This is a genomic window from Burkholderia sp. Ed8 (genome assembly GCF_040761425.1).
GTDB lineage: Bacteria > Pseudomonadota > Gammaproteobacteria > Burkholderiales > Burkholderiaceae > Burkholderia > Burkholderia seminalis.
Window position 1 is genome coordinate 2310178 of record NZ_CP142886.1, and the last position, 14728, is coordinate 2324905.

The following is a 14728-nucleotide window of genomic DNA, read 5'->3' on the forward strand; positions in this document are numbered from 1 at the left end:
CTAGCGCGTCCCGATCATCTGCTCGGGGCGCACCCACGCATCGAATTCCGCCTCGGTCAGGTAGCCGAGCGCCAGCGCGGCCGCCTTCAGCGTCGTGCCTTCCTTGTGCGCCTTCTTCGCGATCTGCGCGGACTTGTCGTAGCCGATGTGCGGATTGAGCGCCGTCACGAGCATCAGCGACTCGTTCAGCAGCAGGTCGATCCGCGCGCGGTTCGGTTCGATGCCCACCGCGCAGTGGTCGTTGAAGCTCTGCGCGCCGTCGGCGAGCAGCCGCACCGACTGCAGCACGTTGTGCGCGATCATCGGCCGGAACACGTTCAGCTCGAAATTGCCGCTCGCGCCGCCGACGTTGACCGCGACGTCATTGCCGAACACCTGGCAGCACAGCATCGTCACGGCTTCCGACTGCGTCGGGTTCACCTTGCCCGGCATGATCGAGCTGCCCGGCTCGTTTTCCGGAATCGACAGTTCGCCGAGCCCGCAGCGCGGCCCGCTCGCGAGCCAGCGCACGTCGTTCGCGATCTTCATCAGGCCCGCCGCGACCGTTTTCAGCGCGCCGTGCGCGAAGACCAGCGCATCGGCGGCCGCCATCACCTCGAACTTGCTCGGCGCCGTCACGAACGGCAGCTTCGCGAGCCGGCCGATCTCGTCGGCGACTCGCACCGCGAACTCCGGATGCGCGTTCAGCCCGGTGCCGACCGCGGTGCCGCCGAGCGCGAGCTCGTACAGGTGCGGCAGCGCCGATTCGACGTGACGGATGCCCTGGTCGAGCTGCGCGACGTAGCCGGAAAACTCCTGGCCGAGCGTGAGCGGCGTCGCGTCCTGCAGGTGGGTGCGGCCGATCTTCACGATGTCGGCGAACGCCTTCGACTTCGCGTCGAGCGTCGCGCGCAGCGTGCGCAGCGCCGGCAGCAGATGATTGACGATCGCGTACGCGGCCGCGATGTGCATCGCGGTCGGGAACACGTCGTTCGACGACTGGCCGCGATTCACGTCGTCGTTCGGATGGACCTTGCGCGCTTCGCCGCGCTCGCCGCCCAGCAGCTCGCTCGCGCGATTCGCGATCACCTCGTTGAGGTTCATGTTGGTCTGCGTGCCGGAGCCCGTCTGCCACACCGCGAGCGGGAATTCGCGCGGATGCTTGCCGGCGATGATCTCGTCGGCCGCGTCGATGATCGCGCGCGCCTTGTCGTCGGCGAGCACGCCGAGCGACTGGTTCACGGCCGCCGCGGCGCGCTTGACGATCGCCAGCGCGTGGATCAGCTCGGGCGACTGCTTCTCGGTCGAGATCCGGAAATTCTGCAGCGAGCGCTCGGTTTGCGCGCCCCAAAGTCGGTCGGCCGGCACGGCGATTTCGCCGAACGTGTCGCGTTCCATCCGAACTGCTTCGTTCATGATGCACTCCTCCTGGAAAGGGGAAAGGCCGCGCGTCGTCGCGCGGCATCAGGCGTATCGTGAGGCAGTCGCGCCGCTCGCGCGGCGTCTCGAGGTGTTCAGCCGACAAGCATAGCGCCGGTCGCGATTTCGCGTCGTGTCGCGCTCAGTGCCGCGTCGCGACGAGCGACGCGGTTTTCAGATGAAAGCGCCATGCCATCAGCGCGGCGACGCTCGCGAGGCCGGCGGCGAGCCCCCACCACAGGCCGCGTGCGCCGAGGCCCGCGTGGAACGCGAACCAGTAGCCGGTCGGGAAGCCGATGCCCCAGTAGCCGAAGGTCGCCGCGAGCATCGGGATGCGTGTGTCCTTCAGGCCGCGCAGCGCGCCCGACGCGACGGTCTGCATGCCGTCGACGATCTGGAACACCGCGGCGATGCCGAGCAGCGAGGCGGCGAGCGACACCGTGGCCGCGTTGGCCGGGTCGTCGAGATTCAGGTACAGGCCGACGATCGTATGCGGCGCGACGATCATCACGACGCCCGACAGCGACATGAACGCGACGCCGAGCGCGAGTGCGACGAAGCCCGCGTGCCGCGCGGCGACGGGCGAACCCGCGCCGACCCAGTAGCCGACGCGCACGTTGGCGGCCTGGCCGATCGCGAGCGGCACCATGAACGACACCGACGCGACGTTCAGCGCGATCTGGTGCGCGGCAAGCGACGTCGCGCCCAGCACGCCGACCGTGAGGCCGGTGGCGAGGAACAGCGTCGATTCGACCCCGTACGTGATCGCGACGGGCCAGCCGATGCCGATCAGTTCGCCCATCGTGGGCAGCTTCGGGCGCGACGCGGTCACGAAATGGCGGAAGCGCCGCCGGCCGTGCAGCAGCCAGATCAGGGCGAGCGCGGTGAGCCAGATCGTGATCGTCGTCGCGACGGCCGAGCCGAGAAAACCGAGGCGCGGCAGCCCGAACGCGCCGTGGATCAGCCCGTAGTTCAGCACGCCGTTGACGCCGACGCCGCCGATCGACACCCACAGCAGCCGCCGCGCGGCGCCGATCGCCGGCAGGAATGCCCGCATCAGCCCGACGCCGATCAGGCTGCCGAGCGCCGCGTAGCGCAGGATGCCCGTGTATTCGCCGACGTGATGCGCGAGCAGCGGCGGCTCGTGGAACATCAGCAGGATCGGTTCGGACAGCGACAGCGCGACGATCGCCGGGATCGCGAGCAGCACCGACAGCGCGAAGCCCGTCCAGTAGATGTGCGGCACGCGGTCCTCGGCCTGCGCGCCGCGCGCGTGCGCGACGCTCACGCTGACCGACGACAGCACGCCCTGCAGGATCGTGACGATGACGAAGAAGAAGTTCGCGCCGAGCCCGCCCGCCGCGAGCGAATCGGGGCCGAGCGAACCGAGCAGCACCGTGTCGGTGACGCTCATCGCCATCTGGGAAAGTTGCGCGATCGCGAGTGGCGCGGCGAGGCGCGCGGTATCGGCGGCGTGACTGGATAGCGACGGCGGCGCGGCGGCCGTCCGCGTAAGACCGGAATGCGACATGGAATGGGCGCTCGCGCGGGTGCGGGCCCGCGCTGTATGTATTTATTTTGAGAGACGGCTAGCTTACGGCTTTATTCGTACGGTGTCGAACGCGTGCGCCGATGGCCATGTCGCGGACAGGGGGAACGCCGCGGGTGCTAGGCCTCGCGCACCGCGATGCGCGTGTCGCCGAGCAGCACGACCTGGCCCGCGCGGATCTTGCAGGTCTTGCGCAGCTCGACCGCGCCGTCGACTTTGACCGCGCCGGACGCGACGATCACTTTCGCGCTCCCGCCGCTGTCCGCGAGGCCGGTGATCTTGAGAAGGTTGTGCAGCTCGACGTATTCGCCGGTCAGCGTGAAATCCAGGTTGGGCATGACGAAGGAGGTGCGCAAGGCGCGGGAGGAAACGCTCCGCATCATACGGCACCGCGGGCCGACGCGCGAGCGCGGGCCGTCACGGCCCGCAGTTGTTAAGGACTGTGAGCGATTCGTCAGCAAATGAAACGGTGGGTAACAGTCTGAGAGATTCGAGAACCGGCCGGGCGCGCCGCGGGTCTTTGTCGTACCTGCTGCGTGTTGCGGCGGGGACGCGACGGACCGCATCGCAGCGGTCCGGGCTCACAACTTCTCGAGGAGAATTGCCATGTCCAAGATTCGTACGATGCTGATCGGTGCCGCGCTGACGGCGTTCGCCACTTCGGCCGCATTTGCCCAGACGGGGACGGCGGCGCAGGGTGCAGCCGGTGCCGGCGTGCAGGCACAGACGCCGGCCGCAGGTGTCGGCGCAGGCGTACAGGGCAGCGCCGGCGCGAACGCGTCGGGCAACGCGGTCGGCGGCGCAACCGATGCGGTCGGCGCGGCAGCCGACGGCGCGAAGGATACCGCGTCGTCGGCCGTCCATTCGGCCAAGAAGCACACGAAGCATGCCGCGAAGTCGGCCAAGGGCCATGTCGGCGCCGCCAAGGCGAAAGCCGGCGAAGCGACCGAAGGCGGCGCGTCGGTCGGCGCGCAAGGCGGTGCATCGGCCCAGGGCGCCACGCAGTAAGCGACGCCCGGCGCCGCGCGACGCTCGCCCCCCGGGCGTCGCGCCGGCAGCGGTCCGACGGCCCGGTTCGCCTCATGCGAGCCGGGCCGTTTTCATGGGTTCATGCTATCAGCGGGATGGGTGCGCGGTCATGGCCGGCGCTGTCCTTGCCCTTGTCCCGGTTGTCCCTGCGACGGTCGCACGGCGGCCGGCGTGAACACGCTGCGCAGCCACGCGGCGAGCCGTGCGAAGACGTCGTACGGTTCCTCGACGAAGATCTCCGGCTTCAGCAGCCGCAGGTACTCCATGATCTGCTGCGCTTCCTGCTTCTGGAACGAGCCGTGCGCAAGGCCCAGCCGCAGCAGCCCGCGCAGTTCGCCGAGCTTGTCGCGCGCGGTGCTGCCGACGCTCATCTCGCACGCGAGCTTGGCCTCGTAGATGCGCTGGCGCAACGATTCGGCGAGCCGCCACGCAGGCGTCTGCATCAGCTCCTCGAGCGCCTGGATGTCCTGCGCCGCGCCCTTGATCTGCGACGCGAGCGGGTCGATCAGCGACGGGTCGCCCTGCGCTTCGGCGACGATCGCCTTCGCCCAGTCGCGGCACGCTTTCGCGAGTTCGTCGGGGGTCCATTCGGAGCGCGACGCGAAGCCGAAGCCGAATTCGCCGGCCTGTCGCATCAGGATCGCGACGACGTCCGGAAACTCCTTGTCGAGCGTGCGCTTGGCCCATGCGTACTGGCCGCCCTGCAGCATCCGCTGCACCGCGTGTTCGGTCAGCGGCACCATGTTGTCGAGCAGCTTGGCGCGCAGGAAATCCTCGAACGACGGTGTCGCGAACTGCGGGTCGAGTTTCAGCGACACGCGGACGAACGCGTCGTAGTCCTTGCGCAGGGACTCGAGCGTGTCGTCCTTGAGGGAAAGGGTGATCTGGCCCATGAATCGTCTCGATGGCGGCCCGCGCAAGCCGACGGCCGGCACGGCGCACCGGGGCGGGCGCAGCGTCGACTGACCGGTGCGCGCCGAGGCCGGTGGCGGGTCTTCATCCCCTATATCGGCGCGCCGGGCGGAAACTTGAGCGTGCGCGGTAGAGCGTCCGCTCAGGCGGGCAGCCAGTGCGGGATCACGACCCCTTGCCAGAAGAAGAACGCCGCGAGCCCCGCGGCGATCGTCACGAGCGGGCGGCGGGTTGCCGCCGACACGAGCACGGCGGCGAGCGCGCCGACGAGCTGCGGATTGCGCCAGGTCAGCTCGGCCGGGCCGCCGTGCGGCGAGACGGTCATCGGCACGATGATCGCCGTCAGCACGGTCACGGGCACGAAGCCGAGCGCGGTCCGCACGAGCGGCGGGAAGGTCAGCCGCTCGCCGAACAGGAACAGCGTCGAGCGGATCGCGTAGGTGATGACGGCCATTCCGAGGATCAGCAGCGCGTAGCTCACGATGTCGCCTCCGTGCGCGAGCCGGTGCGCCTGCGTTCGTGCAGCAACGTGAGCGTGACGCCGATCGCGACGCCGGCGGCGACCGCGCCGAGCAGCCCGAGCTTGTACGGCCAGCCCTGCCAGAAGCAGGCGAGCGTGCCGGCCGTCGCGGCCGCCGCGAAATAGCGCAACGTGCCGAGCTGCGGGACCACGATCGCGATGAAGGTCGCCGCCATCGCGAAATCGAGGCCGAGCGACTGCAGGCCCGGGAACGCCGCGCCGAAGCCGATGCCCGCGAGCGTCCAGACCTGCCAGTTCAGGTACATCGCAAGCCCGGAGCCGAAAAAGTAGTGGGGGCCAACCGTGCCGGGCGCGAAGTGCCGGTAGTGCGCATGGGCGACCGCGAACACCTCGTCGGTCATCAACGCGCCGAGCGCGGCACGCCAGCGCAACGGCAGGTGTGCGACGTAGGGCGCGAGCGTCGCGCTGTACAGCAGGTGGCGCAGGTTCACGATCAGCGTGGTCGCGAGCACGACGACGAAGCTCGCGCTGCCCGCGATCAGGCCGAGCGCGATGAATTGCGCGGAGCCCGCGAACACGGCGAGCGACATCAGTGCGCCGTGCCATGCGGCGAGCGGGCCGCCGCCGACGAGCGTGCCGAAAATCACGCCGAACGGTGCTGCGCCGATCATCATCGGAATCGTGTCGCGCGCGCCGTCGAGCCATTCGTTGAGCGGGCGGCGAGGGGGCGAGGCGGGTGTCGGGTTCAAAGGGGCTCCTCCATGAACGGGAGGATAGCGGGCCGGTGGCGGGCCGGCTTGTATGTTCTTGCGCTCGCGAATGCGTGGGCGGCCGCGTCAGCTCGCCTGCCAGCGCCCGGGCGGAACCCCGAACATCCGTTTGAAGTGTCGCGTGAAGTGGCTCTGGTCGACGAAGCCGCTGGCCGCCGCGACGTCGGCGACGGGCACGCCCGCGCGCAGCGGCGCCAGCGCGCGCTGCAGCCGCAACTGGTTGCGCCACGCATGCGGCGGCATGCCGGTGGTGCGCGTGAACAGGCGTGCCGCGTGGAACGGCGACAGGCCGGCTGCCTGCGCGACGTCATCGAGCGTCACCGTGCACATGAGATCGGCCGCGAGCCGCTCGCGCATCGCGTCGACGCGCGGTTCGTCGGCCGCGAGCGGCGCCGGTCGCGGCCGCGCGTCGGCATGGCGCACGATCAGCGTCGACAGTGCGTCGAGCATCGCCGTTTCGGCGGCGAGCGGATCGTAGATGCGCGGTGCGTCGGCTGCCGGATCGCCGGCCGGCTGCCCGTGCGCATGCGACGACAGCGCGCGCTCGCTGCCGGCTTCCATCATCCGGTGCGCGAGCGTGAGCCGGGCGGCGAGATCGGCGTCGCGAATCACGTCGGAGGCAAACCACGGCGCATCCTGCGGGCGGCCGGCGATCGCGCTCGCGAGTCCGCGGACGAATTCGACCGGCAGGTAGCTGACGCGATAGCACCAGCCTTCGTCGGTTGCGCGCGAACCCGTATGCACTTCGCCGGGATTGATCACGGGCACGGTGCCCGTTTCGGCGACATAGCCGTTGCCGCGATAGGTGAAGCGTTCCGCGCCCTCGAGAATCACGGGGATCGTGTACGCGTCGTGCCAGTGCGGCGCGAACGCGTGGTCGCGATAGGTCGCCGTGAGGAGATCCGCGTCCGGCAGCAGCGGCGTGCGCCAGTAGCGTGCGGCGTCGGGAAGGCGGGTGGCGGACATGATCGGGCGCGGGAGCGGTCGGACACGACAGTGTATCGCTCGCGCGCCCGGCCGGTGTGCGCGTTACTTGACCGGAATCGTCGTGCCGGCCGGCATCGGCACCGCGGTGACGGCATTCTTCGGGCTGCCGCTGACGATCCGGTCGCTGTAGGTCAGGTAGACGATCGTGTTGCGCTTCTGGTCGACCACGCGCACGACGTGCAGCGTCTTGAAGATGAACGACATGCGTTCGCTGAACACGTCGGTCTGCTGCTTGAGCGGCTCCTTGAAGCTGATCGGCCCGACCTGCCGGCAGGCGATCGACGCCTCGCTCGGATCCTCGGCCACGCCGAGCGTGCCCTTGATCCCGCCGGTGCGGGCGCGCGATACGTAGCAGGTCACGCCGTTCACGACCGGATCGTCATACGCTTCGACGACCACGCGGTCGGAGCCCGTGACGCGGAAATGGGTGTTGACGCTGCCGACTTCCTCCGCGTGCGCGAGCGGTGCCGCGGCGAAGGCGGAGAACAGGAGGGCGAACGGGGCGGAGCGCAGGAGACGATGCTTCATCGACGGAACCGGATGCGAATGCGGGACAAAGACTCTAGCATGCGCGCGACGGGGCGATGAACGGCGGAAACGCGGAAGGGTGGCCGGAAAAACAAAAGGCCCGTCGAATGACGGGCCTTTCATTGTTTGGCTCCCCGACCTGGGCTCGAACCAGGGACCTACGGATTAACAGTCCGGCGCTCTACCGACTGAGCTATCGGGGAATAAATCGGTACATCTGCGTGCGTTGTTTCCAACAAAAAACCCGTCCACTTTCAACGGGCCTTCGTGTTTTTGGCTCCCCGACCTGGGCTCGAACCAGGGACCTACGGATTAACAGTCCGGCGCTCTACCGACTGAGCTATCGGGGAACAAACAACAACAGCAGAGAAACGAGATTGTATGGAGTGGTCGCTAACCTGTCAATACCTTCGGGCCGCGATCTACAAAAAAATTTCTGCGGCCGCCGCGCGATCAGCGCTCGAGCAGGTGCAGCTTCTCCTGCACGTCCTTCCACTCGTCCGCGTCGGCCGGTGCCGGCTTGGTCTTGGTGATCGACGGCCAGTTCTTGGCCAGCTCGGCGTTCAGCTCGGTGAACTGCTGCTGGTCGCCCGGAACGTCTTCTTCGGCATAGATCGCATTGGTCGGGCACTCGGCGACGCACACGGCGCAGTCGATGCACTCGTCCGGATCGATGGCGAGAAAGTTGGGACCTTCACGGAAGCAATCCACCGGGCACACATCCACGCAATCCGTGTATTTGCACTTGATGCAGCCTTCGGTCACAACGTGAGTCATTAAAACGCTCCTGCTTGGCGGTATATATGGGGTGGCGTTTGCGCCAAAAGCGGCATTGTAACTGAAGCGCCAAACCCGCATCGCGTGGTCGGCTATCCGGCTTATATCGTTTCGTGATTAGTTTATGGGGTGCGCAACGCAGGCGCGTGCGCGGCGCGCCTGCGCGACGGGAGCAGGGCCGCGGGCGGTTTCCCGATGGTCGGCCCCGCATTCGGGTAACATGGCCGCCTGACCGGGCGGCGCGCGGTGCGCAGGTGCCCTGTCTCGATATTGGCGGTGCCGTCACCATGATCATCACTTCGCTGCTCGACACGGATCTCTACAAGTTCACGATGATGCAGGTCGTCCTGCATCACTTTCCGGCTGCAAACGTCGAGTACCGCTTCCGGTGCCGCACGCCCGGCGTCGACCTCGTGCCGTACATCGACGAGATCCGCGACGAGGTGCGCGGCCTGTGCGCGCTGCGCTTTTCCGACGTCGAACTCGACTACCTGCGGCGGATGCGCTTCATCAAGAGCGATTTCGTCGACTTCCTCGCGCTGTTCCACCTGAACGAGAAATACATCTCGATCACGCCGTCGCCGAAGGGCAACGGCGAGATCGACATCGTGATCGAGGGGCCGTGGCTGCACACGATCCTGTTCGAGATCCCGGTGCTCGCGATCGTCAACGAAGTCTATTTCCGCAACACCCAGCGCGAGCCCGACTATCGCGAGGGCCGCGAGCGGCTGCGCGAGAAGATCAAGCTGCTCGGCGCGGAACCCGAGTTCGCCGACTGCAAGATCGCCGACTACGGCACGCGCCGGCGTTTCTCGAAGGTCTGGCACGAGGAAGTCGCGCTCACGCTGCGCGACGGGCTCGGCCCGCAGTTCGCGGGCACGAGCAACGTGCTGTACGCGATGAAGCACGACATCACGCCGCTCGGCACGATGGCGCACGAGTACCTGCAGGCATGCCAGGCGCTCGGCCCGCGGCTGCGCGATTCGCAGATCTACGGTTTCGAGATGTGGGCGAAGGAATATCGCGGCGACCTCGGGATCGCGCTGTCGGACGTCTACGGGATGGATGCGTTCCTGAACGACTTCGACATGTACTTCTGCAAGCTGTTCGACGGCGCGCGCCACGACTCGGGCGATCCGTTCGAATGGGGCGAGCGCATGCTGCGCCACTACGAGGCGAACCGCTGCGACCCGCGCACCAAGGTGCTCGTGTTCTCCGACGCGCTCGACATCCCGAAGGTCATGCAGTTGTACGAACGGTTCCGCGGGCGCTGCAAGCTCGCGTTCGGCGTCGGCACGAACCTCACCAACGATCTCGGCTACGTGCCGCTGCAGATCGTGATCAAGATGGTGCGCTGCAACGGCCAGCCGGTCGCGAAGCTGTCGGACTCGCCGGGCAAGAGCATGTGCGACGACAAGGCGTATCTCGCGTACCTGCGCCAGGTGTTCGGCATCGCGCAGCCGGTCGAGGAAGACGCGTCGAAGTGAGCGCCGGCCGTTCGGCCGAAGGTGCGTGGCGGCAGGGGCGGCCGGTATAATCGGACGGTATTGCACGCCAACGTCACGAGGACCGTTCATGGACACTTCCGCTGCCCGTCGCCAGATCCTCGCGCGCATCCGCGCGGCGCAGGGGCGCGCGGCCGAACCCGACGCAGCGGAGCGCGACGGCGTCGCCGACTATCTCGCGCGTCATCCGCCGGGCCCGCGCCCGCCGGCGCCGGCCGACCTCGTCGCCGCCTTCGTCGACGAAGCCGCGCGCCTGTCGACCACGGTCGACGAAGTCGCGACGCTTGCCGACGCGCCTGCCGCCGCCGCCCGCTATCTTTCCGCTCACGGGCTGCCGGCGCAGGCCGTCGCGTGGCGCACGCTGGCCGATCTCGACTGGGCCGGCGCCGGCCTGTCGGTCGAGTGCCGCAAGCCGCGCGACGGCGATCTCGTCGGCCTTACCGGCTGCTTTTGCGCGACCGCCGAAACGGGTTCGCTGGTGCTGCTGTCCGGCCCCGACACCTATGCATCGGCCGGCCTGCTGCCGGAAACGCACATCGCGCTCGTACCGGCTTCGCGGATCGTCGCCGGGCATGAGGACGCGTTCGCGCTGATTCGCGCGGAGCGCGGCGAATTGCCGCGCGCGGTCAACTTCGTGTCGGGCCCGTCGCGCACGGGCGACATCGAGCAGACCATCGTCCTGGGCGCGCACGGCCCGTATCGCGTGCATGTGATCATCGTACGCGGCGCATGACGCGCCCGCTGCATCCGCTACCACTCGAACAAGGAAGTTCTGCATGAAACGACATGCCGCCTGGGCAGGCATGGCGTCGGGAATCGCGCTTGGCGCGGCGCCCGCGCTTGCATCGGCCGCCACGCTCGACGGTGCCGCGCTGTCCGCACTCTGGGGCATCCCGTTCGCCGGGATCCTGCTGTCGATCGCACTGTTCCCGCTCGTCGCGCCGGTGTTCTGGCATCACCACTTCGGCAAGATCGCGGCCGGCTGGGCGGTCGTGTTCCTGGTCCCGTTCGCGGTCGCGTTCGGCGCGGGCACCGCGTTCGGCACGCTCGTGCACGCGCTGCTCGAGGAATACATTCCGTTCATCGTGCTGCTCACCGCGCTCTATACGGTCGCGGGCGGCATCTGCGTGAACGGCAACCTGCACGGCTCGCCGAAGCTGAACACCGCGATCCTCGCGCTCGGCACGCTGCTCGCGAGCGTGATGGGCACGACGGGCGCCGCGATGCTGCTGATCCGGCCGCTCCTGCGCGCGAACGACAACCGCAAGCATGTCGTGCACGTCGTGATCTTCTTCATCTTCCTCGTCGCGAATGCGGGCGGCTCGCTGTCGCCGCTCGGCGATCCGCCGCTGTTCCTCGGCTTCCTGAACGGCGTGAGCTTCTTCTGGACGACGACCCATCTCGCGCTGCCGATGCTGTTCATCTGCGTCGTGCTGCTGACGCTGTTCTTCGCGCTCGATACATACTTCTACCGGAAGGGCGGCGAGGAGCGGCCGGCCGCACTCGACCCGACGCCCGACGGCGCCGCACTGTCGATCGACGGCAAGATCAACTTCGTGCTGCTCGCGGCCGTGATCGCGCTCGTGCTGATGAGCGGCGTGTGGAAGCCGGGCATCGCGTTCGACGTGTGGGGCACGCACGTCGCGCTGCAGAATCTCGTGCGCGATGTCGCGCTCGTGCTGGTGACGCTCGCGTCGCTCGCGCTCACCCCGCGTTCCGCGCGCGAGGGCAACGCATTCAACTGGGCGCCGATCGAGGAAGTCGCGAAGCTGTTTGCCGGGATCTTCGTGACGATCGCGCCGGTCATCGTGATCCTGCGCGCGGGCTCGGACGGCGCGTTCGCACAGATCGTCCATCTCGTCACGGGGCCGGACGGCAAGCCGATCGACGCGATGTACTTCTGGGCGACGGGCATCCTGTCGTCGTTCCTCGACAACGCGCCGACGTATCTCGTGTTCTTCAACCTCGCGGGTGGCGATGCGCAGGCGCTGATGACGACGGGCGCATCGACGCTCGCGGCGATTTCCGCGGGTGCGGTGTTCATGGGCGCGAACAGTTATATCGGCAACGCGCCGAACTTCATGGTGAAGGCGATCGCGGAGTCGCGCGGCGTGAAGATGCCGAGCTTCTTCGCGTACCTCGGCTGGGCACTCGTGATTCTGGTCCCGGTGTTCCTGCTGACGTCGCTGATTTTCTTCCCGGCGTAACCTGACGACTTTCAACCCAGCGCGGGTGGTCCCGGTGGCGCGGCGCGCGCCGCGACCGGCTCGCGGCATACGGAGATGGCGATGCAGAAGATCCTGGTCGCGCGTCCGATCTTTCCGGACGTGATCGAACGGCTCAAGCAGTATTTCGACGTCGACTGGAACGACGGCGACGCGCTCGCGCCCGATGCGCTCGCCGCGCGTCTGGCCGACAAGGACGGCGCGCTGACGGCCGGCGACCCGGTCGGCGCGGCGACGCTCGCGGCGGCCCCGCGCCTGCGCGTCGTGGCGAACATGGCGGTCGGCTACAACAACTTCGACATGGCCGCGTTCAACGCGGCGAACGTGCTCGGCACCAATACGCCCGACGTGCTGAACGAGTCGACCGCCGATTTCGGCTGGGCGCTGATGATGGCCGCCGCGCGCCGGATCGCCGAATCCGAGCACTGGTTGCGCGCCGGTCACTGGCGGAAGTGGGCGTACGACGGTTTTCTCGGCTCCGACATCTACGGCTCGACGCTCGGCGTCATCGGGATGGGCCGCATCGGCCAGGCGCTCGCGCGCCGCGCGCGCGGCTTCGGGATGCAGGTGATCTATCACAACCGTTCGCGGGTCGCGCCCGAGATCGAGGCCGAGCTGAACGCCGAGTACGTGTCGAAGGATGCGCTGCTCGCACGCGCCGATCACGTCGTGCTCGTGCTGCCGTACACGAAGGAGAACCATCACACGATCGGTGCGGCCGAGCTCGCGAAGATGAAGCCCACCGCGACGCTGACCAACATCGCGCGCGGCGGGATCGTCGACGACGCGGCGCTGGCTGCCGCGCTGCGTGACGGGACGATCGCCGCGGCCGGCCTCGACGTGTACGAGGGCGAGCCGACCGTGCATCCGGCGCTGCTCGAGGTGCCGAACGTCGTGCTGACGCCGCATATCGCGAGCGCGACCGAACAGACGCGCCGCGCGATGGCGAACCTCGCCGCCGACAACCTGATCGCCGCACTGGGCGAGGGGCCGCGCGCCGGTCAGCCGCCGAATCCGATCAACCCTGACGTGATCGGGAAGCCGCGCGCATGACGATGACGTTGTTGCTTGCGGCGGTCGTCGTGCTGGCCGTCGCGCTCGCGGTGGCGATCGTCGCGCTCGTGCGCGGCGGCGGCCGTCACGACGACGCGGCCGTACTCGGCGACCAGATCGAGGACGCCGCGCACGCGCAGGCGCGCGCGGTCGAGCGGCTCGAACGCGAATTGCGCGGGGAGATCGTCGAGAGTGCGCGCGGCTCGCGCACCGAGCTGGCCGGCAGTTTCGCGCAGCTTCAGCAGACGCTCGCCGCGCAGCTGACGAGCGTGGCGACCGTACAGAACAACCAGATCGAGGGTTTCGCGCAGCAGCTCGGCAAGCTCGTCGCCGGCAATGCGCAGCAATTCGACGCGATGCGCGAGAGCGTGCAGCGCCAGGCGCAGCAGGCGCGCGAAGAGCAGACGGGCGCGCTCCGGCTGTTCGGCGACACGTTGAACCGGCAACTCACGCAACTGACCGAGGCGAACGACCGCCGGATCGGCGAGGTGCGCGCGACGCTCGAACAACGGCTGAAGGAAATCGAGACCAACAACGCGGCGAAACTCGAGGAGATGCGCCGTACCGTCGACGAGAAACTGCATGCGACGCTCGAGCAGCGGCTCGGCGAATCGTTCAAGCTCGTGTCGGACCGGCTCGAACAGGTCCATCGCGGGCTCGGCGAAATGCAGACGCTCGCGGCCGGCGTCGGCGACCTGAAGAAGGTGCTGACCAACGTGAAGACGCGCGGCACCTGGGGCGAAGTGCAGCTCGAGGCGTTGCTCGAACAGATGCTGACGCCCGACCAGTACGCGAAGAACGTCGCAACGGTGCCGAAGAGCACCGAGCGCGTCGAATTCGCGATCCGGTTGCCGGGGCGCGACGCCGGTACGCGCGATGCGCCGCCCGTGTGGCTGCCGATCGATGCGAAATTCCCGCGCGAAGACTACGAGCGGCTGATCGATGCGCAGGAGCGCGCCGACGTGGTGGCCGTCGAGGAGGCGGCCCGTGCGCTCGAGACGCGTGTGCGGCTGGAAGCGCGCACGATCGCCGAGAAATACGTCGCGCCGCCGCACACGACCGATTTCGCGCTCCTGTTTTTGCCGACGGAAGGGCTTTACGCGGAGATTCTGCGCCGCCCCGGACTGACCGACCTGCTGCAGCGCGACTATCGCGTGACGATTGCCGGGCCGACGACGCTCACCGCGCTGCTCAACAGCCTGCAGATGGGGTTCCGCACGCTCGCGATCGAGCAGCGCTCGAGCGAGGTGTGGCAGGTGCTCGGCGCGGTCAAGGCGGAATTCGGCAAGTTCGGCGACGTGCTCGCGCGCACGAAGTCGCAGCTCGAAACGGTCACGCGTTCGATCGAGGCGGCCGAGCAGCGCACGCGCGTGATGAGCCGCAAGCTGAAGCAGGTCGAGGCGCTGCCGGGCGATACGGCGGCCGGGCTGCTCGGTGCGGAAGGTGCTGACGGCGCCGATGCGGACGACGCATGACGTGAGTCGCCCACAGCAAGCGGGACGAAAAAACGGGCG

15 protein-coding genes and 2 tRNA genes are annotated in these 14728 nt (G+C 68.3%); 6 read left to right on the forward strand and 11 right to left on the reverse strand.

Features of this window, described 5'->3' with window-relative positions:
* The 3 genes from fumC to VXM69_RS24725 all read right to left on the reverse strand — a co-directional run bounded on the left by fumC (nucleotide 1) and on the right by VXM69_RS24725 (nucleotide 3285).
* On the reverse strand, nucleotides 1-1395 hold the full coding sequence (fumC, locus tag VXM69_RS24715; protein ID WP_034186471.1) for a class II fumarate hydratase: 1395 nt from the start codon (nucleotides 1393-1395) through the stop codon (nucleotides 1-3).
* 145 nt (nucleotides 1396-1540) lie between these two features.
* Nucleotides 1541-2929: a multidrug efflux MATE transporter NorM gene (gene norM / locus VXM69_RS24720; protein ID WP_034186472.1), complete on the reverse strand. Its 1389-nt coding sequence runs from the start codon at nucleotides 2927-2929 to the stop codon at nucleotides 1541-1543.
* A 137-nt stretch (nucleotides 2930-3066) separates the two neighbouring features.
* Complete coding sequence (locus tag VXM69_RS24725; protein WP_034186473.1) at nucleotides 3067-3285, reverse strand: RNA-binding S4 domain-containing protein; 219 nt, start codon at nucleotides 3283-3285, stop codon at nucleotides 3067-3069.
* Nucleotides 3286-3553: 268 nt separating this feature from the next.
* Here VXM69_RS24725 and VXM69_RS24730 point away from each other — a divergent pair, with 268 nt between their 5' ends.
* On the forward strand, nucleotides 3554-3955 hold the full coding sequence (locus VXM69_RS24730; RefSeq protein WP_034186474.1) for a hypothetical protein: 402 nt from the start codon (nucleotides 3554-3556) through the stop codon (nucleotides 3953-3955).
* Between the two features lie 128 nt (nucleotides 3956-4083).
* On the opposite strand, the gene VXM69_RS24735 is transcribed toward VXM69_RS24730, so the two are convergent.
* From VXM69_RS24735 to fdxA, 8 genes are all read right to left on the reverse strand, one after another.
* Entirely contained in the window at nucleotides 4084-4869 is a 786-nt protein-coding gene (locus VXM69_RS24735) for a DUF4088 family protein (RefSeq protein WP_034186475.1), read from the reverse strand.
* Between the two features lie 161 nt (nucleotides 4870-5030).
* Nucleotides 5031-5369 (reverse strand): AzlD domain-containing protein, encoded by a 339-nt coding sequence (locus tag VXM69_RS24740; RefSeq protein WP_034186476.1) that lies wholly within the window; start codon nucleotides 5367-5369, stop codon nucleotides 5031-5033.
* Entirely contained in the window at nucleotides 5366-6118 is a 753-nt protein-coding gene (locus VXM69_RS24745; protein ID WP_367189379.1) for an AzlC family ABC transporter permease, read from the reverse strand. The genes VXM69_RS24740 and VXM69_RS24745 overlap by 4 nt, the downstream gene beginning before the upstream one ends.
* A gap of 87 nt (nucleotides 6119-6205) precedes the next feature.
* Nucleotides 6206-7105, reverse strand: coding sequence for an AraC family transcriptional regulator (locus VXM69_RS24750; RefSeq protein WP_059560729.1), 900 nt, complete (start codon nucleotides 7103-7105; stop codon nucleotides 6206-6208).
* Nucleotides 7106-7168: 63 nt separating this feature from the next.
* Nucleotides 7169-7654: a CreA family protein gene (locus tag VXM69_RS24755; protein ID WP_034186479.1), complete on the reverse strand. Its 486-nt coding sequence runs from the start codon at nucleotides 7652-7654 to the stop codon at nucleotides 7169-7171.
* Between the two features lie 127 nt (nucleotides 7655-7781).
* Nucleotides 7782-7857 (reverse strand) — tRNA-Asn (locus tag VXM69_RS24760).
* A gap of 71 nt (nucleotides 7858-7928) precedes the next feature.
* Nucleotides 7929-8004: transfer RNA gene (locus tag VXM69_RS24765), tRNA-Asn, on the reverse strand.
* Nucleotides 8005-8107: 103 nt separating this feature from the next.
* Nucleotides 8108-8431 (reverse strand): ferredoxin FdxA, encoded by a 324-nt coding sequence (gene fdxA, locus VXM69_RS24770; protein WP_006753067.1) that lies wholly within the window; start codon nucleotides 8429-8431, stop codon nucleotides 8108-8110.
* Nucleotides 8432-8718: 287 nt separating this feature from the next.
* Between fdxA and pncB the strand changes: the two genes are divergently transcribed.
* The 5 genes from pncB (at nucleotide 8719) to rmuC (ending at nucleotide 14689) form a co-directional block, all read left to right on the forward strand.
* On the forward strand, nucleotides 8719-9918 hold the full coding sequence (gene pncB / locus VXM69_RS24775) for a nicotinate phosphoribosyltransferase (protein ID WP_034186480.1): 1200 nt from the start codon (nucleotides 8719-8721) through the stop codon (nucleotides 9916-9918).
* An 88-nt stretch (nucleotides 9919-10006) separates the two neighbouring features.
* Nucleotides 10007-10669: a lactate utilization protein C gene (locus VXM69_RS24780; RefSeq protein ID WP_034186481.1), complete on the forward strand. Its 663-nt coding sequence runs from the start codon at nucleotides 10007-10009 to the stop codon at nucleotides 10667-10669.
* A 43-nt stretch (nucleotides 10670-10712) separates the two neighbouring features.
* On the forward strand, nucleotides 10713-12143 hold the full coding sequence (locus VXM69_RS24785) for a sodium:proton antiporter (protein WP_059560721.1): 1431 nt from the start codon (nucleotides 10713-10715) through the stop codon (nucleotides 12141-12143).
* 81 nt (nucleotides 12144-12224) lie between these two features.
* Complete coding sequence (locus VXM69_RS24790) at nucleotides 12225-13214, forward strand: D-glycerate dehydrogenase (protein ID WP_034186752.1); 990 nt, start codon at nucleotides 12225-12227, stop codon at nucleotides 13212-13214.
* Nucleotides 13211-14689 (forward strand): DNA recombination protein RmuC, encoded by a 1479-nt coding sequence (gene rmuC, locus VXM69_RS24795; RefSeq protein ID WP_367189380.1) that lies wholly within the window; start codon nucleotides 13211-13213, stop codon nucleotides 14687-14689. The genes VXM69_RS24790 and rmuC overlap by 4 nt, the downstream gene beginning before the upstream one ends.
* Nucleotides 14690-14728 lie beyond the last annotated feature (39 nt).

Bases quoted from the DNA above. Each gene is read 5' to 3' on its own strand.
- fumC (WP_034186471.1), bottom strand. From the start codon at position 1,395: ATGAACGAAGCAGTTCGGATGGAACGCGACACGTTCGGCGAAATCGCC.
- norM (WP_034186472.1), bottom strand. From the start codon at position 2,929: ATGTCGCATTCCGGTCTTACGCGGACGGCCGCCGCGCCGCCGTCGCTA.
- VXM69_RS24725 (WP_034186473.1), bottom strand. From the start codon at position 3,285: ATGCCCAACCTGGATTTCACGCTGACCGGCGAATACGTCGAGCTGCAC.
- VXM69_RS24730 (WP_034186474.1), top strand. From the start codon at position 3,554: ATGTCCAAGATTCGTACGATGCTGATCGGTGCCGCGCTGACGGCGTTC.
- VXM69_RS24735 (WP_034186475.1), bottom strand. From the start codon at position 4,869: ATGGGCCAGATCACCCTTTCCCTCAAGGACGACACGCTCGAGTCCCTG.
- VXM69_RS24750 (WP_059560729.1), bottom strand. From the start codon at position 7,105: ATGTCCGCCACCCGCCTTCCCGACGCCGCACGCTACTGGCGCACGCCG.
- VXM69_RS24755 (WP_034186479.1), bottom strand. From the start codon at position 7,654: ATGAAGCATCGTCTCCTGCGCTCCGCCCCGTTCGCCCTCCTGTTCTCC.
- fdxA (WP_006753067.1), bottom strand. From the start codon at position 8,431: ATGACTCACGTTGTGACCGAAGGCTGCATCAAGTGCAAATACACGGAT.
- pncB (WP_034186480.1), top strand. From the start codon at position 8,719: ATGATCATCACTTCGCTGCTCGACACGGATCTCTACAAGTTCACGATG.
- VXM69_RS24780 (WP_034186481.1), top strand. From the start codon at position 10,007: ATGGACACTTCCGCTGCCCGTCGCCAGATCCTCGCGCGCATCCGCGCG.
- VXM69_RS24785 (WP_059560721.1), top strand. From the start codon at position 10,713: ATGAAACGACATGCCGCCTGGGCAGGCATGGCGTCGGGAATCGCGCTT.
- VXM69_RS24790 (WP_034186752.1), top strand. From the start codon at position 12,225: ATGCAGAAGATCCTGGTCGCGCGTCCGATCTTTCCGGACGTGATCGAA.
- rmuC (WP_367189380.1), top strand. From the start codon at position 13,211: ATGACGATGACGTTGTTGCTTGCGGCGGTCGTCGTGCTGGCCGTCGCG.